This is a genomic window from Helicobacter sp. 10-6591 (assembly GCF_003288805.1).
In the GTDB taxonomy this organism is placed as follows: Bacteria; Campylobacterota; Campylobacteria; order Campylobacterales; family Helicobacteraceae; genus Helicobacter_F.
On record NZ_NHYK01000010.1, the window covers coordinates 1 to 21,068 of the forward strand.

Below are 21,068 nucleotides of genomic sequence, written 5' to 3' on the forward strand. Positions count from 1 at the left end.
ATATGTGAGAAAAAACACTTTAGGAAATAAGGAACGCCAAAAACATTGGGAAGCGCAATATTACGAGCATAATGCTTAAAATTGGTTTAAGGGAGAGAGCAATGTGTGGATTATGATAATTCCAACATTCTATCTAGCGCTATTTTTGCCCATTTTTGTGTGTCATTATCCAGCTTTATTTCATTGATTGGTGCTCCATCTTCGTAGGCAAGCAAACAATCAAGCAAATCTCGTAAGTTTGTTTCATTCATTGTAGGGCACTCAGGTTTTGTGCTGGAAAGCACAAAGGTTGTATTTATCCCATTGAGTTTAGGTCGCAAACGATTGACGAGATTAAATTCTGTGCCAACTGCAACTTTTTGCTCTAATGGTAGGCTTCGTACATATTTTATAATCTGACTCGTAGAACCGACAAAATCTGCAAGATTCACTACTTCTGGCGCGCACTCTGGATGGACTACGATTTTTATATCTTGGAATCTCTGGCGGTAAAATTCAATATCTTTCACACTAAAAAGTTGATGTACAGAACAGAATCCATCATAACAGACCACATCACTTTCAAGAATCTCCTCTTTGCTGGCGTTTCCAAGTACACAAGAACTTTTCCCATCTATTGTTGCTAGATTCTGCCCTAAACATTTGTCTGGAAGAAAAAAAATCTTTTTACCCTGGGTCTTAGCAAAATCAAAAATCTTTTTTGCATTTGCGCTTGTGCAGACAAGCCCACCCATTTTAGCTACTTTTGCTTTGACATCAGCATTTGAGTTGATGTAGGTAATAGGAAAAATTTGATTGATCCCGTGATTTTGCAGAAGCTCTATACTTTTGTCAAAATACTCAGAATCTATCATACGTGCCATAGAGCAGCATGCCATTTTTGGCATTATGACACGTTTGTTTGGAGCAAGGACTTTCACACTTTGTCCCATAAATGCCACGCCACAAAATACAATGAGATTCTTCTGACTTTGCGATGCTTTGGAGGAAAGTTCCAGACTATCTCCACATAAATCTGCAATCTCTACAATCTCATCTCTTTGGTAGTAGTGTGCTACGAGTAGTGCATCAAGTTTTTTTGTAAGTTCTTTGATTTTTGTTTTGAGTTGTGTGTTGGCTGTCATTAAAGTCCCTATCTAATTAATGTATCCTATGTTTTGGGCAAATTTTACAATCTGCTGTGTCGCAACGTTTGGTGTAAAATCTTGTATGAAGAGCACAATAGTGCTTCCCATCTCAAACATTCCAAGTTCATCGCCTTTTGCAACTTTTATGGGTGTAGCATAGGTATAAGTTTGGTTGGCTCTCTTAGCATTAGTTTTTATCTTGGGTTCGCAGTGGAATATGATTGATCCGACATTCAGAGCGCCTATCGCGACAAAATATATTTTCTTGCCATTTGGCATTTTCGCTTTCACCACAATGCGCTCATTTTTGACAAATAAATTTTGCACGCGCATAAGTGAAGGCATATTTACAGGTCTCAGACACCCGCCAAAATACCGAATCTCTTCGATTTCTAAATCACAAGGTGCGTGATATCGATGATAGTCTCTTGGAGAGAGATAAAAATTAAGATAAAAAAAATCACAGTCTAAGTTTTCACCTAAAAGCTCGCTTATGCTGTATTGCATACTTTTGATTTGCAGCGCCTTGCCTTCAGTAGTAAGTGCAGATTCTGTAATAAGTGAATCTGTTGGAGAAATAAGCTGGGTTGGGGACATATCGAAGGTACGCTTTGTTTTTAGGCGGCGCGTAAAAAGTGCGTTGAGATTCTTGAATCTTGTCGTTTCAAATTCATCTAAATTGATACGAAAAATTCTGACATATACAGAATTTATAAACTCCTGTATTGGTGTAGGGAAGCAAGTTTTAGCAAAAGAGCCAAAAATACGAGAACAGATGTTGCTCAAAAACATAAACACTCCTTAATGCGGATTGGTAAGAATATTTTTACCGCGGATAGCTAAAGCATAGAAAAATGGTGTATTACAAAAACTAAGGATAGCCTTTATACTGTAATCAGCGAGAATCATAAAAAGAATATCTCCAAGAGGTTTTGTAAATAAAAATGCGATATGAAAAAATATCATTGTATCAATGAGCTGAGAGAGCATAGTAGCAGCATTACTGCGCAAATACCAAATGCGAGGAAATTTTTCTTTAAGGTAGAAAAATACATATACATCGAGTATTTGCGAAGCACAAAACGCACATATACTCGCGATTGCTATACGAAATTCTGCAGCAAAAATGCTTGGGATAAATGCAAGTACTAACCCCAAGCGGAGTGTTTGTAACACCTGTTTCCTAGAATATTTTTCACTAAGGATATTCATAAGCAAAAAGCTTAACGGATAAGTGAGTGCGCCAAAAGTGAGATGGGTATTAAAAATTGGATATTGCACACTGAAGTTTGCTAAGACAATGATAGCGGCAAACAAACAAGCACTTAAAATAAAGGTCTTTTTACTCATTGTTATTTCTTTGGGGTTGGGATTTTTTGCTTGTGTTCTGCCTAGCATTGATTTCATCATATAGAGGAACTGAGTTGTTTATATAAAAGCACGCCAATTTTTTTTATAAGTTTATCCGTTTGTTTGTGTGGCAAGCTTGCAGAAAATTGTGTCAAAAAGGTATTTTGCGCATTGCAGTCAGTGATTTTCAATGTTGCATTGAAAGTAAGATCTGTGACGGATTGTAATGTATCAAAACTAAAATATGCTTTTTGGGTTGCTCGGGAATCTAGTGTGTAGAACTTTAATAATTCTCTTTCTATGGTTGCTTGTATGTTGGATACCTGTATGTCTGTGCTGAGAGAATCTTTAAAGATGAGTGCTAATTTTGGTTTTGGTGTATTGTGTTGCCATAATTTTTCATAAGATGACGAGGGGGTTTGTATCCCAAATACACCAAGATAGCTCTCCAATTCTTGCAATTCTTTGAGGTAGGATTCTAATTTGCTTAATTGGTTGATATTGAGATCCTTGCACTTGAATCCTAATGCTTCAAGTGCAAGGAGAACTTTTTTTTGCTTGTCTTTGATTTCCCTGATAAAATCATTTTTTGTCATTTGTGCCTGTACATAGTAGGTTTTTTTGACAAGTTCTTGTTTGAAGCTCACATTACTGAGAGTCGTGGTGTTGATGGTTTTTTGAATATTTTGATGTGTAGCGCTAGATTGCACCCCATTAACAAAACTTTCTTTAAAGCTTGTATGGGAGCTTATATCTACTTTGATAGCAGAAAGCATATCGTTGATTGCATTATCCTTTGCATTTTGTAAGTCAGGGCTACTGCCAACTCCATAGAGGTTTGCTGTATCACTTTGTGTTGCATAATACCAGTGCGGTGGATTCTCTTTACAAGAACCCAATAAAATTGCACAAGAGAGAATCTTAAAGATTCTCATAGAGTTCTTACTTGAGATTTTTACAAAGTTTGTATTCTTTAATTTCACTTAGAGTCCTATCACCAAGTTACAGAGCTATTAGATCCGACTTTGATGATGTTTGCTTCATCATCCCATATCACTTCGCCAGTTTCAAGGTTGAGTAGGGTTAAGAGAAAGAAATAGTCTGTGCGCTGTTTTTTGCCTACTTTGACATTTTTTTGCCAAATTTTGCCTGACAAAGAGAGCTGGGCTCCTTGGAGTCGTCCTTTTTCTATTACGCTGTATTGGTTGTATTCGTCATTATCACGTGTGGCTTCGCGGATTCTATCAACCATCTTATCTTGCTTGGCGCCTGTGCCTGCAAGCGCTAAAGAAAGCTTGAATTTTCCGCTATTACGCATATCCCGTGTTATTTTACGACTGAGTTGCTCGACATCAACTACCTGCATAGTGTCATTGACTATATCTGAGATAACAAGTACTTTTGGCTGTTTGATATTGCGCACATATGGGGTGTCTAGAAGAGATTGCACAGATTTTTGGACTACAGATTCTATATCGTGGTAATCCAATCCCATGCTTGTATAGGATTTAGAATCTGTAATATCCACATATTTTGGTTTGCTACAAGCACTAAAAAATCCCACCAAAATAGCCATACAAAGCAATGATTTTTTCATGATGTACTCCTTATGATTCTGCAAAGTTAGTTGCCTTTTTGTGTGCGTTATTTGTTTTGTTTCGTATAGAGAATTTGCGCACTGAAGCTACCTTGACGCAACCTAAGATAGACAATATTATCATTTTTTTCACACAAAACCAACCCTTGCTTTTCGCACTCTTGGCTTATTTCAAAGCTCAAAAGAGTTTGTTTGGAGTTTTTGAGTTCATAGATTCCTTGTGTGTTTTCTAGCTGTGCGACATAGACTTTATAAGGCAAGACGCTGGTTGTCCGCACATCAGCATTTGTTGTAGCGCTGGAGTATAAAAGCCCTATGAGAGCACCATACACATCAAGCTGATCGCTTAGATTTGATTGGATGATAGCCTTGATGATTGCTGAGCTTACCGCTCTTGCATGGATAAATGGCAACTGCTGGTTGAATTCATTGGCAATTACCCCTTCAAAATCTGCTATGAGTGAAGTTTCAGAGATGTGTTGGGAATCTTTTGTGACATGAAGGTTTGTATAAAAGCTTTTTGCATCCTTTAAAAAGGGCAAAGCAAGTCCTATGTGTAAGATTCTGTCATTGAGCAAATATGCTGGAAAGTTCAAGGCAATCTCTTCTTTGATAGGGCTTTGTCCTTCTTCTATAATCAACCAAGTGTGAGGTTTGAATATGCGATTTTGGCGCTCTTGTAAGATTGCAATATCTTGATTGATGATTTGTGCATTGCTCATGCCATAGGCTTGTTTGTAGAGATCAAGAGCTTTGGCATTATCAGATTCGAGCATGAAAAATAATCCTGATGCATAGCTTACTGCTGGATTGAGAAAATTCCTATAAGCTTTGAATTTATCGATGTTTGTGTAGTTTTGCTGGAGATAAGAATCCAGTCCTTGGTTTGTAGAACTGTAATCAATCTGGTTGAAATTAGAATCTTTGGCATTTTCTTGTTGCTGTGCTTGCATGGCTTTTTGTATATCTTTACTGAAATAATCTTTTGCTCTGCGCTGCCTGTCATTTGCGCGGTTAAACTCAACCCGTGCAAGCGCTAGATTCCCTTTTTGCATACTGAGGAGAGCTTTGTAGTAATTAAGCAGCACACCCTCATACATATTCCCGCGATAGGTTTTGGCATTTTCATTCACAAGGATTGCAGCAGTATCTGCGAATAATCCAGAAAATAGACCTTGCGCTTCGTATTGGCTAAATAGCTGCTCGCTTTTATCCAAAAGCTCAAAGCTATCTTTCTCATTAAGTTGTAAGCCCACTATTCCTGCTTGCATGCTCCATAATAATGCATCCTTGCTTTGAGACTTGTCCTTTGCTATTTTGTAAGCTTTAGGCAAATCTCCTTGGTAATAGCTTTCTGTGAAGCTTTGCATCAAATCTTTATGCGAGCAGCCACCAATGACTATGCATAGCAAAAATAAAAAGCAAGATAATCTTTTGTCTTGTAGCGCCAATACAGATTCCCAAAAATATTTATTAAGAGATATTCCAAAACTATATGTTAAGAAAATGCAAATGTAGTCTGTTGTTACTTAAACTTCAAGAAAGCTATGTAGCGCTATTTCTTGGGGTATAATGCAAAAAATTTTTTGAAGGTCTAAGTAAAGATTATGTACGCACAAAGAATGAAAGAAGCCTTAGAAGCTATTAGAGCAGGTGAGATTATTATTATTATGGATGATGAAGATAGAGAGAATGAAGGTGATTTGGTGATGGCTGGGATTTTCAGCACACCTGAAAAGATAAATTTTATGGCAAAAGAAGCGCGCGGGCTTATTTGTGTGTCTTTGACTAGTGATATTGCGACAAAACTAGAGCTTTCCCCAATGGTAAAAAACAATAGCTCAAACCACGAAACTGCTTTTACTATATCTATTGACGCAGCGGAAGCAAAGACGGGAATTTCAGCATATGAACGCGATTTGACTATACAGCTTTTATGTGCTGAACACAGTCAGCCAAAAGATTTCGTGCGTCCAGGACATATTTTTCCGCTTATTGCAAAAGAAGGTGGCACCCTTGTGCGCACTGGGCATACAGAAGCAAGTGTAGATGTTTGTAAACTAGCAGGAATAAAGCCTGTGAGTGTGATTTGTGAGATTATGAAAAACGACGGAACAATGGCACGTAATAATGACCTAACAGAGTTTGCAAAGCAACACAATCTCAAAATCCTTTATGTCTCAGATGTGATTGCATACCGATTACAATTTGAGAAACTCATTACTCTTCATAAGAAAGAGCAAAGTGTTTTCTTGGGTATGGCTTGTATGAAATTGACTTTTATTGACAACTTCAACAGAGAGCATATTGTATATGTGTATGGGAGCAATCTTGAGAATCCATTAGTGAAATTCCATGCGATCCAAAAAGACTACCAGTTTTATGAGCAATCACAAGAAGTGCGAGAGAGTTTTTTGCAAGGTGTGAAAATGCTACAGAATCAAGGTGGTTATCTTGTGTGTCTTGACAGCCCACAATCACAGGATGTGAAGACACTTGGTATTGGCGCGCAGATTCTCCGAGAAATGGGAATTGAGAGTTTTAAACTCTTGAGTTCTAGTGAGAATAGTCAAGGCGCTCTTAGTGATTTTAGGACTTTAAGTGGTTTTAATCTCAATCTGACGCAAAAAGTCTTGCCTAAAGGATCTTTTAAGCATTCTAGATTGAATCTAATTTAGAGAAGTTCGTCTAAGAGGTGGGGTGGGCAACCACGTGTTTAGTTGAGCTGTGCTTGAAGCATCCAAATAGCTTTTTGTAGATTTGCTACATTTTCATCAGCATAAGCTGCAGTAATTTTATCGTTGGCTTCATCTGCCATATTTGAAAGCTCCAAAAAAGCATCTAAAAAATATTTATAATCACTTAGAATCGCTTCCATTATTCCTCTTGAGTCGAATTCTGTTGAAGAGACTTCTTTGATTTTAGCGTTTTGTAGAATTTGTTGAAGTGTTACATAAGGCGTGCTTCCAAGCTGTAATACACGCTCAGCAAGATCATCAAAAATTTCTGCAAATTTCTCATAAATCTCTTGAGTTGATTTGTGTGTACTGTGAAAATCCATACCTCTCGCATTCCAATGAAAATTATGTACCTTAATATAGAATACCTGCGCATCAGCTTGAATTTGCTTGAGTTGCTCGATGACTTTACTCATTACTTACTCCTTGTGAGAACAGAAAAAATTTCTTAGCGATTGTTAGTCGGGCTAAGAGCGGTGGGAATTGTAAAAATATTTTGTAAATAATATTTGGGCAATTTTTGCTATCTCAAACCAATGTTTCAGTGTTACTAAATTACAATTATATTTTCATTTATATAAATGAGCATTTTTTGCTTTATGAGTGCAGTTAGTTTTTGGCCTTTATAATCCATCCAAAAGATAAAGAAAAATTTTACTTTAAATGTAAAAATCAGGTTTTTGTGGCACTTTTAGATGATTTTTAAAGATTTTGAACAACCCAAAGAGAAAAAAAATGCAGACTGCTACTTATTTTTCACAAAATATCTACAAAGATTTTTTAGAGAATGATTTTTTCTCGCCACAGCAGCAAGAGATATTGCATGAAGTAAATGAGACTCGTCTTGATTTTTTACCTCTATACACACATAAGAGTGTTTTTATCAAACCAAGAATTACCGTTGTTGGCAGTGGAGAGCTGGTTGATTCGTTCTTAGAGCGACTTGTAGAATCAAAGGCCAAAGAAGAATTTGTACATTTTGCAGATGCTGAGATTTTCCATCTTTTGCCACAAAATTTTTTGGGGTTAAATGGGAATCTAGGGAATTTTGGCGTGCTTTATACTGATACAGCTTCCCAAACCCCCCAAGTCTTAGAAGTTGCTCAAGTGGTTTTTTTTACAAGATTTGATAATGTGCCAAGCATTAAGGGTGTGCATTGGGTGAGTGATTATCCAGATCAAGATTCTCTTATTGCCTTGTTGCATAAAAATTGTGGGAGCTATGAATACCAAGCACCAATTGTGTTTGATCCAAATCTTTGTGATTACCAGCATAGAAGGATAAAAAAAGATGGTAGCGGCTATTGTTTAGCATGTGTGGATACTTGCTCTGTGCGAGGTGTTTTTCACAATGAGAAAAAAGTGGAGATAAATTTAAGCGGGATGGATTGTGTAGCCTGCGGAGAATGTGTCAGTGTATGTCCTACTGGTGCTTTGTATCGCGAGAGTGAGAGCTTGGAATCTCTTAGTTTCCAAGCTAGAGTTTGTAAAGATTATGTATTGCTTGTGCATGCAGAGGAGGCAGTGCAAGAAATTCTTAGTGTTTTAAGAGCTTCCTCTCATCCCTTTTTGCTCCCCTTTATTATTGGACAACCAAATATTTTGAATGAAACTTATCTGCTATCTCTTGTGCAAGAGAGTGCAAGCACGATTATTCTTTATACACAAGCTCATAGTGTTCTACAAAAGAGTGTGGATGCAATCAATAATCTTTCGCAAGCAATCTTTGGGCTAGATTGTGTCTTACTTGTGCAGGATAAAAGCCAGCTAGAATCTGCTCTCAAGCAAGCTTCCCGCCTGCCACAAGCATATTTTATCTATACACCACGACAAGGAGAATCGCTCAAGGAAGTTTTTGCACAAAGAGCGCATGCATGGGTAAGAGACAATAACTTTGGAAAGATAGATTTCACGCATTCTGCGGATATACGAATAACAGAAGATTGCACCCTTTGTCTTTCCTGTGTGGAAGCTTGCAATACAAATGCACTTATCAATAACAACTCCTCTTTTGAGCTTTTATTCAAGCATGCGTTGTGTACAGGTTGTGGGTATTGTGTAGATACGTGTGCTGAGAAGGTGATAAGTATGCAGTCCAATGTTTTAGATGCGAGGGGTGCAAGTTTTGCTTATGTGCAAAAAGCCAAAGATGACCCATTTAAATGTGTAGAGTGTGGAAAGATTTTTGCGACAAGCAAATCAATCATGAAAATAAAGAATCTGCTTTTTCATGCATTTGAAGGTGATTTACTCAAACAAAGAAGTATTGAATGTTGTGCTGACTGCAAGGTCAAGCTTATTTTTGGTCCTAAAGAAAATTCTTAAATCACATCGGTACAGGAGTGGCCATGCAAGATTCTCAAGCTATACAGATACAAGATTTTACCCAGACGCTAAATCTTGCACGCTCTTTGTATTATGACTTTTTTGCCGGATTTTTTTTGTTTGAGCTTTTAGTAAAACGCAAAGACCTTATATTAAGACAAATCAGCATTTTGTCTCAACACCCAATTGGAATCGAGGATTCTGCACGTTTTGCCATGTTGCAGTCTTATTTGCAAAATACCACTATGGATTCTGTGATCCGTGAATACACACAGACTTTCAATCTCCCTTTTGCTACAAAGAATCTTCCAAAGTTTACAGGTGGAAAAAAAGGCATGCATGCAAATATCCCAAATCCACAAGTATTTTTATATCTAAGCCATTATAAAGATGGCTGCCTGAATGGCGAAAGTCTCATAGAGGTCAAAAAATTCATCAAGCAAACGCATTTTAGACTTAATGCCAAGGAGTTTAAAGAAAGTGAAGATCATTTGGGTTTTTTACTGCTTTTGATGCGTCATTTACTACAAGATTCAAGCAAGTATGCAAAAAATTCACAGACTTTATCGCGCGAGATTTTTCATCAATGTATCTTGCCTATGGGAGTAGATATTGCCAAAGCTTTGCAAGATAGAGAATTAGCTTGTTATGGATTGGTTGGTGCATTGTTTGAGAGTTTCTTGCATCTAGAGCAGCACGCGTAGAATCTCTATCTCCATTTAAGCTTTAGGTTAAGGTTTAGATGGGGATAGCAACCCAAAACTAACTCTAAGGAGACGTGATGTCTAACGCAAAGAATTTGAGCACTCGTCGTGCAGTATTGAAAAATGCTACGCTTGGTGCAGCGGTTGTAGCGGTAGGCTCTATGGCTTTGAGCGGGTGCAAGGAAGGGCACACACAAAAAGAAGTTATCAAAGGTAAGAGCAAGAAGCAAGAAGTGTTGTATCGCAACGATACAAAGTATTGGCAGGAATATTTCTCGGTAGCGAAATAGGACAATTAACAATAATAAGGAGTTAAGATGAGTGAAGTAAATACTAGACGTTCAGCACGCAGATCATTTCTTAAGCTTTCTGCATTAGCATCAGTAGCTGGTGTGGGAAGTGCTTTTGGAGATGATAGTGCGCGTGTGATACGCAAGGCAAGCGAGCAGGAATTAAAAGAGATGTACCCACAAGCAAAACGTGTAAAAACCATATGTACACATTGCTCTGTGGGCTGTGGAATTATTGCTGAAGTGCAAGATGGTGTGTGGGTGCGCCAAGAAGTAGCCCAAGACCATCCTATTTCTCAAGGAGGACATTGTTGTAAGGGTGCTGATTTGATTGATAGAGCAAGAAGTGAGACGAGATTGCGCTATCCAATGGAGAAAGTCAATGGAGAGTGGCAGCGCACTAATTGGGAATCTGCAATGGATAAAATCTCAAAGCAGATTATGCAAATCAGAGAGGAAAGCGGACCTGATGCGATTATGTGGATAGGAAGCGCGAAACTCTCAAATGAGCAGTGCTATTACTTGCGTAAATTTTCAGCATTTTTCGGGACAAATAACCTCGATCATTGCAATCGCGTTTGACATGCCCCAACAGTCGTCGGTGTGGCGAATACATTTGGGTTTGGTGGTATGACAAATCATTTAGGTGATATGATGTTTTCAAAATACATTCTTATCATTGGTGCAAATCCTGCGGTCAATCACCCTGTATCAATGGTGCATATTTTGCGCGCAAAGGAGCGCGGTGCGAAACTTGTGTGTATCGACCCGCATTTTAGTAAAACTGCAGCAAAGTGCGATGAATACCATAGAATCCGAAGCGGGACAGATATAGCATTTGTTTATGGTCTCTTACATGTGATTATCAAGGAGAAGCTCTATGATGAGAAATTCTTAAAAGATCGCGTTTATGGCTATGAGGAGATTATCAAAGAAGCACAAAAGTTTGATCCACAAGAAGTGAGTAACATTACAGGTATTCCAGCAGATTCTATAATCCACATAGCTAGAGAAATGGCGGCTGCAAAGCCAGCGAGTGCAATTTGGAATCAAGGGCTTACACAGCATACGGTTGGTACGAGCAATACACGTATTGTTCCAATTTTACAGATGTTTTTGGGCAATATGGGTAAAAATGGTGGTGGTGTGAATATCTTGCGTGGACATGATAATGTGCAAGGAAGTTCAGATATGGCTGCAAATCCTGATGTACTTCCAGGATATTATCCACTCACAGAAGCTTCTTGGAGGCATTTTGCAAAGCATTGGCGTGTAGATTATGAATGGCTCTTAGGGCGATTCAAAAACAAAAAAATGATGGAATCAGGGGGCTTTGCGCATTCTACTTGGAAATTTGGTGTGCTTGATGAGGAGAATGCCAAAAATAATGGTGACACAATGCTACGCGCACTTGTGGTGATTGGCACGGGTATGACAAGCGTTTCGCTGCTCGATTTGCAGCGCAAGGCAATGAATAAACTTGAGCTCGTTGTCTTTATCGATCCTTATGTGAATGATTTGGCAGTTTATTGCGAAAAACAAAACAATCTTTTCGTGCTTCCAGCTGCAAGCCAAATGGAGACATCAGGTTCTTTGGCTGCGACAAATCGCAGCTACCAATGGAGAAGCAAGGTTATGGAGCCACTTTATGAGTGCAGAGAGGACCAAGAGATTTTGTTTGATTTTGCGAAACGCTTTGGGTTTTTGGAGGAATTCCAGCGAAGCTTGTATGAAATCGCTAAGGCTGATGGGCGCAGTGAATTTATGTGGCCAGAGGATGCGACGACAGAATTTACGCAATCTATTCGTAGCATAGGTTTGCAAGGTATGAGTCCCAAGCGTCTGAAAGCCCATCAAGAAAATTGGCATATGTTTGACAAAGTAACTCTTATGGGTAAAGGTCCATTTAAAGGCGAATATTACGGACTTCCTTGGCCCTGCTGGAGTGATAAGCATCCCGGCACGCCAGTGTTTTATAATGATTCTATCCCTGTAATGCAAGGTGGTATGGGTTTTAGAGTGAATTGGGGGGCAACTGCACCAGATGGCAGAAGTATGCTCTCAGCACACACCTTACCGGGTGCAAAAGTAGCAGGACACCCGCCAGTGAGTGTGCAAAATATAGAATCTTTGGGTGTGAAGCTCACGGACAAAGAAAAAGAAGCCATTGCTGATATGAGTGCTTATTCTTTTGGTATGGGGAATAATATCTTGGTAGAAAAGGCATTAGAAGCGGGGCTTTGTCCTTATGGTAATGGGAAAGCGCGTGCAGTTGTGTGGAATTGGTATGACAAGATTCCATTGCATAGAGAACCTTTGCATTCTGTACGTCCAGATTTGGTTGATAAATATCCAAGTTTCCCGGATAAAGAGAATCTGTATAGAGCTAATGTAAAGTATCGCTCACGTCAAAAAGAGAAAGATTGGGCAAAAGAGTATCCAATCAATTTACTAAGCGGGCGAGTTGTAGCACATATAGGAACAGGAACAGAGACCAGAAGTGCAAAGTATTTGGCTGAAGTGTATGGTGAGATGTTTGTAGAGATTCACCCAGATAAAGCCTTTGAGCTAGGAGTAAAAGATGGTGATATGGTATGGGTGCATGGCACTATGGGCACAAAGATTCTCACAAAAGCCAAGCTTAGCTACCGCGTGGATTATAACAGCGTGTGGATGCCACAAAACTTCTCAGGAATGGATCAAGGTAAGAATCTCTTAGAAAACTACCCACAAGGCACAGCGCCTTATGCCATAGGAGAGTCGGCAAATATGGTCTCTAGCTATGGCTTTGACTACAATTGTGCTTGTCCTGAGACAAAATGCGGACTTTGCCGTATAGAAAAAGCATAAGGAGGGAGACAATGAGCGAGAATTTAATGAATGGTTTTAATCATCCTGGTCATGAGCGCATAAAGTTTTATTGCGATGATACGCGCTGCATCGATTGTCATGGCTGTGATGTCGCCTGTAAGGAGGCCCACCATTTGCCTGTAGGTATTAGTCGCAGACGAGTAGTTACCTTGAATGAAGGCATAGAGGGGGCTGAGAAGTCTATTTCTATTGCCTGTATGCATTGTGCTGATGCACCTTGTGCGAAAGTCTGTCCTGTGGATTGCTTTTATATCCGTGCTGATGGAATCGTCTTGCACGACAAAAAGACTTGCATAGGCTGTGGCTATTGTTTATATGCTTGTCCTTTTGGTGCACCACAATTTCCAAAATCCGATGTGTTTGGTTCGCGTGGATCTATGGATAAATGTACCTTTTGTGCTGGAGGTCCAGAGGAGACACATAGCGAGGAGGAGTGGCAGTTGTATGGGCAGAATAGAATCGCAGAAGGAAAAGTCCCAGCGTGTGCGGCTATGTGTAGCACAAAAGCGTTGCTTGCAGGTGGAAGCGATGATGTAAGTGCGATTATCCGCTACAGAGCTATCACTAAGGGTGAAGGTGCACCAAAGATCCCATATACTTGGAAAAAAGCCTATGGTGATTAGGAGGTGGGTATGAGAATGGTATTTTTGTTATCTCTATTGAGCCTTTTTTTCTGTTCGTTATCTAGCGCGCATTCCACAGACAAAAAAAATTATGTAGATCCCTCACATATCGGAATCCACGATAAAGAAGTGGATCTTTCATACAACAAACATCTCTATGGTACTTCACAGATTGAAGCTATTAAAAATTGGGGATTAGGCACAAACACATCAGGCGTGGTGCTAGGCAATGTAATCCCCGGAGATGGTAGCAGTATAGAGGCACTTACTAGCGGGCAGGAAATATCTGGCATACGCGGTTGGAATGGCTTGGGAGAGCTTTTCACAATCGCGCAAGGTGAGTATTTTGCTCTTATTTTCTTTTGTATTGTGCTTTTTACACCACTGGCATTTTTTGGACATTATAAAATCATTGGCGCGCGTAAATACAATCATGATTCCAAACTCAGGGTTTTTAGTAAATACAATATTTTGGTGCATTGGTTTGCTGCTGTGCCTTTTGTGTTGCTCTGTATCACAGGACTTATGATGGTTTTTGGCGACAAGCTTGGCGGTGGGGCACTTGTTAGGTTTGTGAGGGATTTGCATGGCTTAAGCACGATTGGCTTTGCGATCTTTTGCCCTTTGATGTTTTTTATGTGGGTGAAGGACTGCTTGCCACGATTGTATGATATTAAGTGGTTTATGATTATGGGTGGCTATTTGGATAAGGCAAACCGCATAATCCCCGCACACAAATTCAATGCCGGGCAAAAGATGTGGTTTTGGGTAGCTACATTAGGTGGTGTGGTGATGATTGTAACCGGTGCTGTGATGTTTTTCCAAAATACAGATATAAACACCCTGCGTCTTATGGCGCTAATCCACAATATCATAGGTTTTGCTGTGATTGCTCTACTCATTACGCATATCTATATGGCGGCATTTGCAATTGAGGGCGCATTAGAATCAATTGTTAATGGACAAATGGGTGAAGAGGAAGTTTCAATGCTCCATAGTTATTATTATGAGGATCTCAAAAAGCAAGGCAAGCTAGATTCTATGCGGGTCTCTACGCATTAAAACACTTTTAGCCAAAGCTGCTTAGAAATTCAAAGGAGTAGAAATGGAGCGGTTTTTTACTAGTATTCCCATTGTAAGCCTTGCAAAGGGCGAGGATTGTATCCAGTATAAAGAGGATCTTATTATCAAGGAGCAGAGGATTGCTCTTTATCTTAATGGTAAAAAGCTGCTTTCTACTATGTCTTTACCAAAAGATCAGGATGCACATGCGGTCGGCTTTTTGATGAGTGAGGGTGTAATAGAATGTATGCAAGATATTACACATCTAAGCATTGCAAAAGATGGCTTTAGCGTGTATGTGGAAGCTAAGATTAATGAAGAGAATATAAACAACCTTTTTCATGAAAAAACTCTAACTTCAGGTTGTTGTGTGGGCGTGAGTGCAAATTTTGAAGGCAAGATTGTAGAGAAGTTTATCTCCACAGATTTGCATCTCCCACAAGAGCGACTCTGGGATTTAATTGAAAATTTCGAGCAAGATTCGGGTTTGTTTGAAAAGACAGGCTGTGTGCATAAAGCCATTTTGGTTTTTGAGGACGGCACCCAATTAGTCAGTGAAGATGTAGGACGTCATAACGCAATCGATAAGGTAGTGGGAAAAGCTCGTCTAGATGGGATTGATATTTCGCGAGCGCTTTTGGTTGTTAGCGGGCGTCTCTCAATGGAGATGGTGATAAAGGCCGCGATGCATAATATCGCCATTGTTATTTCTCGTTCTGCTACTACAGAGCTTGGAATCAAATCCGCACAATTGCTAGGTATCACCCTTATTGGCTTTGCTCGTGGCAATCGCTGTAATATCTACACACATCCCTACAGAATCTTGGGCGCACAAGATGTTTTAGAAGATTGTATGTTGGATAGAGATTTTTCTGCTAAGCAGGAGCTTTTTGGTTCGTAGTTTGTATTAAGGGAGTTATGATGGAGCAGTTTTTAGCTCTTAAGGCAAGTGCTGGAAGTGGCAAGACTTTTGCCTTAGCCCTGCGTTTTATTTATCTGCTATGTCAAGGTGCCAAAGCTTGGGAGATTCTCACTCTCACCTTTACTAAGAAAGCAGCAAATGAGATGAAAACCCGTATCCATAATAATCTGAGAGAATTGCTATCTGCCAGTACACAATCAGATTTAGAGCAAAATTTTCTTTTTCAAGAATTGCAAAAAAATGGTATAAGCAAAGAATTTCTTACACAAAATATCCACAGAATCTATGAGGAATTTTCGACTGCTAGCCTCAAAATCACGACCATCGATTCTTTTTTCTACACTATTTTGCGGAAGTTTTGTTGGTATGTAGGTATAGGCAGTAGCTTTATCATTGGAGATTATAGCGATGAACAGATTTATGAACTCTTTTTGGGTTCTCTAGATGCAAGCGACAAAAGAGAGTTTGTAAAATTTATAGATACACTTGATATGAGTTTTTCAAGCTTTCTTGCACTCCTATCTTTGAATAAGCAGGTGTTTTGCTACAAACAAACAAAGAGTATTACAGAGATTAACAACCAAATTACCAAGAATTTCCACCTACTTAAAACAGAAATTTTAAAGATTCCAAATATCACACCCAGAGTACAAAAACTCCTCCAAAAAGAACCAAAACCTCAAGTTTTATTAACAGAGAAATGGATTTTTGAGTTTGAAGAGCATAGTTTTTTGAAGAAATTTGCCAAAGATCTAGAATCTTTGCACCCCTTACAGCACGAACTACAGCAGCTTTTGTATGAATTTGTAGTGGCAAAAGAAGAATTGGTTTTTGGGCAGATAACACAATACAGTGCAAAGTATGAGTACTTTAAGAATCGTATTTTGCGCCAAAACAACATTTTGCGTTTTGATGATGTTACGGAAAAAAATCATGAGCTCTTAGTCAAGAGCATCGATCGCGATTTTTTTTATTTCCGACTCGATGACAGGATTATGCATATCTTGCTTGATGAATTCCAAGATACAAGCATATTGCAGTACAAGATTCTCAAACCACTCATTGATGAGGTATGTGGAGGAGATGGACGTATAGGCGAGAGAAGCGTATTTATCGTAGGTGACAAGAAGCAAAGCATCTATAGCTTTAGAGGTGGCTTTGCAAGTGTGTTTGAGGAGGCAGCCAAGTCGTTAAAAAGTGACAATTTGCCGTACAACTATCGATCTGAGGGTAACATAGTAGAATTTATTAACAAAACTTTTGCGCCACAATATGAGGATTATAAGCCACAAAAGCTCCCAGATAACAGTCTTTATAATAAAGGTTATGTGAGTGTACGCGAAGTCAATGGTACATTTGAAGAAGTCTATATGACGCTGTGTGAGCTTATAGACTCGAATATACCAAGCGATAAAATCGCAATTTTGTTGTCCAAAAACAATGAAGTGCAAGCCCTAAGCGATTTTATTAAATCACAAAAACGTACTTTCAAGCTTGTCACAGAATCAAGCAGCAATTTTTTTGCACGCTTTCCTTGCAATGTCCTTATAAATCTCTTGCACTTCACCCATACAAACAACACACTCTTTTTGCTTAATGCCAAGAAGCAATTAGGCCTACTAAGTACTTCTGTTTTAGAGTTGCCCAAGTTTGATGGGGACTTAGCAAGATATGTGTTTATGCTTATAGAATCTCTTGAGATTGGTGGGGTTTTGAGCGCAAAGTTTTTAGAATGTGTATGCAAGTTTGAAAGCCTTGAGACATTCTTACAAGAATACACAAAGCTTCAGATTCCTACACCGGTACAAAACCTTAGCGGAGTGAAGATCATGACTATCCATAAATCTAAGGGCTTAGAGTTTGAGCATTTGATAGTCTGTGATAATTTCCAGCAAAAACGAAACACCCAGCCAAAATTCATCTATGAATATGATGGGGTTGATTGTGTAAAGGTTTATTACAACATTGCAGGGCGAGAAAATGTAGACATATCTTACGCAAGAGCAAAGCGCCAAATGCAAGAATTAGAACAAAATGAAGAATTAAATCGTCTCTATGTCGCTTTCACAAGGGCAAGAAAGAGTCTCATTGTTCTTAAGAAAAAAGAAAAATCCCGCTTTGAATCTTTAAGACTACATACCCAAGAGTTTGGGCAATTACAAGAATGCACCACACCAAGCCAGCAGCCCCAGGATAAATTACAAGAAAGCAGTATCTGTATCCGTTTGCCAAAACTCGGAGTACAAAAAGACTTTATACAGGATGAGCATGTAGAGCCAGGATTTGATAGTTTTTCTTTGAGTGCAATTACTTATGGGAAGGCACTGCATACTTGCTTTGAGTATTTTTTGCACGCTAAAGAAAAGTCTGTAGAACTAGAGTCAATCTTAGAGAATCTCTATGGTTTTATCCTGAATAAGACACAGCGAGATTCTGTAAAAAAGACTTTTGATAGAGCAAGCCAAAGTAGTGAGTTCCAAGCGCTTTTAGCACAAGGTAGCGTGTATACAGAAGTCTCTTTTCTCTTAAATGGCGAGATGTTTAGAATCGATACGCTTATTGTAAGCGATGCTTGCTGCTATGTGCTGGATTATAAAAGTACATCTTTGGATAAAAAGCAGCACCAACAGCAGGTGCAAGGCTATATGAAATTTGTACAAAATCTTTTTACCAAAAAGACTTTTGGCTATTTGATCTACCCAAACAGTGAGCAGATCTGTGTGCAAGTCAACTTATAGAATCAGATTTATTTTTATAGAATCCAGACTGTATCAAATCCAACAGATGAGGGGATATTGTGAAAGAGTGGAATGAGGAATGCGCTGTAGTTGGTGTATATAATGTCAAGCATTCTGCGTTTTTAAGCTATTACGCATTATTTGCTATGCAGCATAGAGGGCAAGAAGCAAGTGGTATAAGTACAGCAAATGGTGTAAAAATAGCCACAATCAAAGGTAATGGACTTGTCACAAAGGTTTTTGACAAAGACAAACTCTTAAAGTTAGAGGGCTATTCGAGCATAGGACATAATCGCTATTCTACTGCTGGTGAAGATTCCGCAAACGACTCGCAACCTTTGTTTGCACGTTATTCTTTAGGCGAAATTGCGATTGTGCATAATGGCAACCTCACAAATGCCAAATCTTTACGCCAAGATCTCATCAAAAAAGGTGCTATTTTCCAAAGCCATCTTGATACAGAAAATCTCATACATCTTATAGCACATTCGCAAAAGAGTAGGCTTGTAGACAGGATTATTGATGCGCTGGAGTTTGTCGATGGAGCATATTGTTTTTTGTTTCTTTCACGAAGTAAGATGTTTGTCGTGCGCGATAGGTATGGATTGCGTCCATTAAGTCTTGGCAAGATTACCAATGAAGATGGCTCAATAGGTTATATCGTAGCCAGTGAGACTTGTGCATTTGATTTGATAGGTGCGGAGTTTATACGCGATGTGAGAGCAGGGGAGATGCTAATTTTTGAAGGCGCTTATACGCCTCTTTCAAATTGCGAACCAAAAAGCATCCAAATCTTTGAGTCAAAACTGGCGCCTTGTATCTTTGAATACGTGTATTTTGCGCGTCCTGATAGTCAGATTTATGGTAAGAATGTCTATGAAGTGCGCAAAAATATGGGTATAGAGCTTGCAAAAGAATACAAGTTAAAAGCAGATATGGTAGTGCCTGTTCCAGATTCTGGTGTAGCAGCAGCGCTTGGTTACTCAAAAGAAAGTGGCGTTGACTTTGAACTAGGCATTATCCGTAACCATTATGTAGGCAGGACATTTATTGAACCCACACAGCAGACACGCGAGCTTAAAGTGCGTCTGAAGCTTAATCCAATCGCTAGTCTCATAAAAGGCAAAGATATTATCGTGATAGATGATTCTGTAGTGCGAGGGACTACGAGCAAGCAGATTGTGCAGATTTTGCGTAAAGCAGGTGCCAGAAAGATTTATATGCTCATCTCAGCACCCCCTACAATATCACCTTGTTTTTATGGTGTAGATACACCAGATATAAGCCAGCTTATTTGCGCAAACAAGAATCAAAATGAAGTACGAGAATACATTGGTGCAGATTTTTTGGGTTTTCTTTCAATAAATGGGATGCTAAAGAGCATTGGTCAAGAACAAATGTTTTGCAAGGCATGTTTTGATGGAAGATATATAGACAATTTTGTTCTAAAAAACAAGGGTTGGTGTTATTGATGAATTTTGTAAGTCAATCTTTCTCCTTATATTTTTTTCTACACGTCTTTATAAATTTCTTGCTTTTTTGAGAACAACTGCTTTATATATATCCTTTACGCAATACATATTGTTGAAATATATATTTGTAAGGAGAATGTTATGAAGACAGAAAAAATGAAGCTGTGTTTGTGCTAAGTTGTAGGCTTTGTAAATACGCTGATTCTAAAATGCGTTTAATTTGGAGTAATGCTATTTGCACTCTAAATTGCGCGTTAGAGTTATCACGTTCATGCGCGTAATTTTGATAAATCCCAAGAAGCAACTGCCCACTAAATGCGCCAAAGATTCCAAGCAATCCTGGCACTAAGACTACTTCAAAGAGTGTAAAAGATGGTTTATTTGACTTCAAAATAATAATGCGTTTGTGGAATCTTAGAATCTAAAATGCAATGTGTGCTTAAGGTAGAGCATAAAGTGATATTTAATGGTGCGTTTCGCTTGGGCTGTTTAAAAGAAATACTAGAAGCCATCGCGACAATCACAATGCTTAACACGGCTAAAAATACTAGAAATTCTAATAGGGCAAAAGCTTTCATTATGAGGAAACTATAGTTGTGATTCCTTGAAAGAACAATTATGTAAAATGTTGCTTAAGAGGTGCTAATTTTTGTTTCACCTAAGCCGTTCTTAGGTTTTATCTACAAGAGAATTTTCCATAGAAATATTGATTTCAAAGAAAAATTTAGCTTGTGTTGGTCTTAGGGAATTTATACTGCATATGATAAACAAAGAAAAATAAGTCCAAAAAAATAATGACTTTGTTTTAAGCGCTAAAGATATTTTAGAATTTGAAGAAGAACACGGCAAAATAGAACTTAAGGGTTTTAGATGTAGGGCACGAAACTATGGATACGGATGCGAGTAAGGATGTGCTAGAAAAAGGCTTTTTATATGCAGAAAAATTTGCGCTAGATGCGAATAAATTCCAAGTAGAACTGCTTAAAAAATTTAACTGAACTACCCGCTAAATGTGGAGTGATTTTTATAGGAGTGCCTAAATTTAAAAGTTTTCCGGGCTTTCCTGTGCGTTGCTTTGGCATAATTTAACCTGACCTAGCTTGGACTCTGGGTTTAATCTCATTTGATTTTAGTAAGCTAAATCCCATTTGAGTAAATTAGTAGCATATTTTCATTTAAATTCAAGTTAACTGCAAAAATAAAAATTTATTATTTCATTTCGTGTTAATAATATAACAAAAGCATTTTT

General features: G+C 38.6%; 19 protein-coding genes. 10 read left to right on the forward strand and 9 right to left on the reverse strand.

Annotation, left to right across the window (positions count from 1 at the left end; all coding sequences use genetic code 11):
* Window positions 1–110 precede the first annotated feature (110 nt).
* The 6 genes from nadA to CCY97_RS04410 are packed head-to-tail and all read right to left on the reverse strand — an operon-like array spanning window position 111 to window position 5,444.
* Window positions 111–1,124 carry a quinolinate synthase NadA gene (gene nadA / locus CCY97_RS04385; protein ID WP_112064276.1) on the reverse strand — a complete coding sequence of 338 codons (1,014 nt, stop codon included), beginning with the start codon at window positions 1,122–1,124 and terminating at the stop codon, window positions 111–113.
* A gap of 12 nt (window positions 1,125–1,136) precedes the next feature.
* The gene (locus tag CCY97_RS04390) at window positions 1,137–1,919 is read right to left on the reverse strand and encodes a phosphatidylserine decarboxylase (protein WP_112064277.1); all 783 of its coding nucleotides are present in this window, start codon (window positions 1,917–1,919) and stop codon (window positions 1,137–1,139) included.
* Between the two features lie 9 nt (window positions 1,920–1,928).
* A complete protein-coding gene (locus tag CCY97_RS04395; RefSeq protein WP_112064326.1) occupies window positions 1,929–2,477 on the reverse strand; it encodes a queuosine precursor transporter in 549 nt (182 codons plus the stop codon).
* A 56-nt stretch (window positions 2,478–2,533) separates the two neighbouring features.
* Window positions 2,534–3,460 (reverse strand): LPP20 family lipoprotein, encoded by a 927-nt coding sequence (locus CCY97_RS04400; protein WP_112064278.1) that lies wholly within the window; start codon window positions 3,458–3,460, stop codon window positions 2,534–2,536.
* Between the two features lie 11 nt (window positions 3,461–3,471).
* The gene (gene lpoB, locus CCY97_RS04405; RefSeq protein WP_112064279.1) at window positions 3,472–4,074 is read right to left on the reverse strand and encodes a penicillin-binding protein activator LpoB; all 603 of its coding nucleotides are present in this window, start codon (window positions 4,072–4,074) and stop codon (window positions 3,472–3,474) included.
* 47 nt (window positions 4,075–4,121) lie between these two features.
* On the reverse strand, window positions 4,122–5,444 hold the full coding sequence (locus tag CCY97_RS04410; protein ID WP_181562822.1) for a hypothetical protein: 1,323 nt from the start codon (window positions 5,442–5,444) through the stop codon (window positions 4,122–4,124).
* A gap of 237 nt (window positions 5,445–5,681) precedes the next feature.
* Between CCY97_RS04410 and CCY97_RS04415 the strand changes: the two genes are divergently transcribed.
* Entirely contained in the window at window positions 5,682–6,752 is a 1,071-nt protein-coding gene (locus tag CCY97_RS04415; RefSeq protein ID WP_112064281.1) for a bifunctional 3,4-dihydroxy-2-butanone 4-phosphate synthase/GTP cyclohydrolase II, read from the forward strand.
* Between the two features lie 38 nt (window positions 6,753–6,790).
* Here CCY97_RS04415 and CCY97_RS04420 read toward each other — a convergent pair whose 3' ends face one another.
* Entirely contained in the window at window positions 6,791–7,228 is a 438-nt protein-coding gene (locus CCY97_RS04420; RefSeq protein ID WP_112064282.1) for a DNA starvation/stationary phase protection protein, read from the reverse strand.
* A 319-nt stretch (window positions 7,229–7,547) separates the two neighbouring features.
* Between CCY97_RS04420 and CCY97_RS04425 the strand changes: the two genes are divergently transcribed.
* From CCY97_RS04425 to purF, 9 genes are all read left to right on the forward strand, one after another.
* Window positions 7,548–9,137: a 4Fe-4S dicluster domain-containing protein gene (locus tag CCY97_RS04425; protein WP_112064283.1), complete on the forward strand. Its 1,590-nt coding sequence runs from the start codon at window positions 7,548–7,550 to the stop codon at window positions 9,135–9,137.
* A gap of 23 nt (window positions 9,138–9,160) precedes the next feature.
* On the forward strand, window positions 9,161–9,841 hold the full coding sequence (locus CCY97_RS04430) for a molecular chaperone TorD family protein (RefSeq protein WP_112064284.1): 681 nt from the start codon (window positions 9,161–9,163) through the stop codon (window positions 9,839–9,841).
* A gap of 77 nt (window positions 9,842–9,918) precedes the next feature.
* Window positions 9,919–10,131 (forward strand): twin-arginine translocation signal domain-containing protein, encoded by a 213-nt coding sequence (locus CCY97_RS04435; protein ID WP_112064285.1) that lies wholly within the window; start codon window positions 9,919–9,921, stop codon window positions 10,129–10,131.
* A gap of 27 nt (window positions 10,132–10,158) precedes the next feature.
* Complete coding sequence (locus CCY97_RS04445) at window positions 10,159–12,981, forward strand: molybdopterin-dependent oxidoreductase (RefSeq protein WP_258456974.1); 2,823 nt, start codon at window positions 10,159–10,161, stop codon at window positions 12,979–12,981.
* An 11-nt stretch (window positions 12,982–12,992) separates the two neighbouring features.
* Window positions 12,993–13,625 (forward strand): formate dehydrogenase FDH3 subunit beta, encoded by a 633-nt coding sequence (fdh3B, locus tag CCY97_RS04450; protein WP_112064288.1) that lies wholly within the window; start codon window positions 12,993–12,995, stop codon window positions 13,623–13,625.
* Between the two features lie 9 nt (window positions 13,626–13,634).
* Window positions 13,635–14,687 carry a formate dehydrogenase subunit gamma gene (locus CCY97_RS04455; protein ID WP_258456975.1) on the forward strand — a complete coding sequence of 351 codons (1,053 nt, stop codon included), beginning with the start codon at window positions 13,635–13,637 and terminating at the stop codon, window positions 14,685–14,687.
* Between the two features lie 43 nt (window positions 14,688–14,730).
* Window positions 14,731–15,588: a formate dehydrogenase accessory sulfurtransferase FdhD gene (fdhD, locus tag CCY97_RS04460; RefSeq protein ID WP_112064289.1), complete on the forward strand. Its 858-nt coding sequence runs from the start codon at window positions 14,731–14,733 to the stop codon at window positions 15,586–15,588.
* A gap of 20 nt (window positions 15,589–15,608) precedes the next feature.
* Window positions 15,609–18,347, forward strand: a complete 2,739-nt coding sequence (locus CCY97_RS04465; protein WP_181562823.1) for a RecB-like helicase — start codon at window positions 15,609–15,611, stop codon at window positions 18,345–18,347.
* Between the two features lie 59 nt (window positions 18,348–18,406).
* Window positions 18,407–19,819: an amidophosphoribosyltransferase gene (gene purF / locus CCY97_RS04470; RefSeq protein WP_112064291.1), complete on the forward strand. Its 1,413-nt coding sequence runs from the start codon at window positions 18,407–18,409 to the stop codon at window positions 19,817–19,819.
* A 139-nt stretch (window positions 19,820–19,958) separates the two neighbouring features.
* On the opposite strand, the gene CCY97_RS04475 is transcribed toward purF, so the two are convergent.
* Entirely contained in the window at window positions 19,959–20,210 is a 252-nt protein-coding gene (locus tag CCY97_RS04475) for a hypothetical protein (RefSeq protein WP_112064292.1), read from the reverse strand.
* Window positions 20,197–20,397, reverse strand: a complete 201-nt coding sequence (locus CCY97_RS04480; RefSeq protein ID WP_112064293.1) for a hypothetical protein — start codon at window positions 20,395–20,397, stop codon at window positions 20,197–20,199. The genes CCY97_RS04475 and CCY97_RS04480 overlap by 14 nt, the downstream gene beginning before the upstream one ends.
* Window positions 20,398–21,068 lie beyond the last annotated feature (671 nt).

Bases quoted from the DNA above. Each gene is read 5' to 3' on its own strand.
- CCY97_RS04480 (WP_112064293.1), bottom strand. From the start codon at position 20,397: ATGAAAGCTTTTGCCCTATTAGAATTTCTAGTATTTTTAGCCGTGTTA.
- CCY97_RS04430 (WP_112064284.1), top strand. From the start codon at position 9,161: ATGCAAGATTCTCAAGCTATACAGATACAAGATTTTACCCAGACGCTA.
- CCY97_RS04435 (WP_112064285.1), top strand. From the start codon at position 9,919: ATGTCTAACGCAAAGAATTTGAGCACTCGTCGTGCAGTATTGAAAAAT.
- CCY97_RS04420 (WP_112064282.1), bottom strand. From the start codon at position 7,228: ATGAGTAAAGTCATCGAGCAACTCAAGCAAATTCAAGCTGATGCGCAG.
- fdhD (WP_112064289.1), top strand. From the start codon at position 14,731: ATGGAGCGGTTTTTTACTAGTATTCCCATTGTAAGCCTTGCAAAGGGC.
- CCY97_RS04415 (WP_112064281.1), top strand. From the start codon at position 5,682: ATGTACGCACAAAGAATGAAAGAAGCCTTAGAAGCTATTAGAGCAGGT.
- fdh3B (WP_112064288.1), top strand. From the start codon at position 12,993: ATGAGCGAGAATTTAATGAATGGTTTTAATCATCCTGGTCATGAGCGC.
- CCY97_RS04425 (WP_112064283.1), top strand. From the start codon at position 7,548: ATGCAGACTGCTACTTATTTTTCACAAAATATCTACAAAGATTTTTTA.
- CCY97_RS04465 (WP_181562823.1), top strand. From the start codon at position 15,609: ATGGAGCAGTTTTTAGCTCTTAAGGCAAGTGCTGGAAGTGGCAAGACT.
- lpoB (WP_112064279.1), bottom strand. From the start codon at position 4,074: ATGAAAAAATCATTGCTTTGTATGGCTATTTTGGTGGGATTTTTTAGT.
- CCY97_RS04395 (WP_112064326.1), bottom strand. From the start codon at position 2,477: ATGAGTAAAAAGACCTTTATTTTAAGTGCTTGTTTGTTTGCCGCTATC.
- nadA (WP_112064276.1), bottom strand. From the start codon at position 1,124: ATGACAGCCAACACACAACTCAAAACAAAAATCAAAGAACTTACAAAA.
- CCY97_RS04410 (WP_181562822.1), bottom strand. From the start codon at position 5,444: ATGCAAAGCTTCACAGAAAGCTATTACCAAGGAGATTTGCCTAAAGCT.
- CCY97_RS04390 (WP_112064277.1), bottom strand. From the start codon at position 1,919: ATGTTTTTGAGCAACATCTGTTCTCGTATTTTTGGCTCTTTTGCTAAA.
- CCY97_RS04455 (WP_258456975.1), top strand. From the start codon at position 13,635: ATGAGAATGGTATTTTTGTTATCTCTATTGAGCCTTTTTTTCTGTTCG.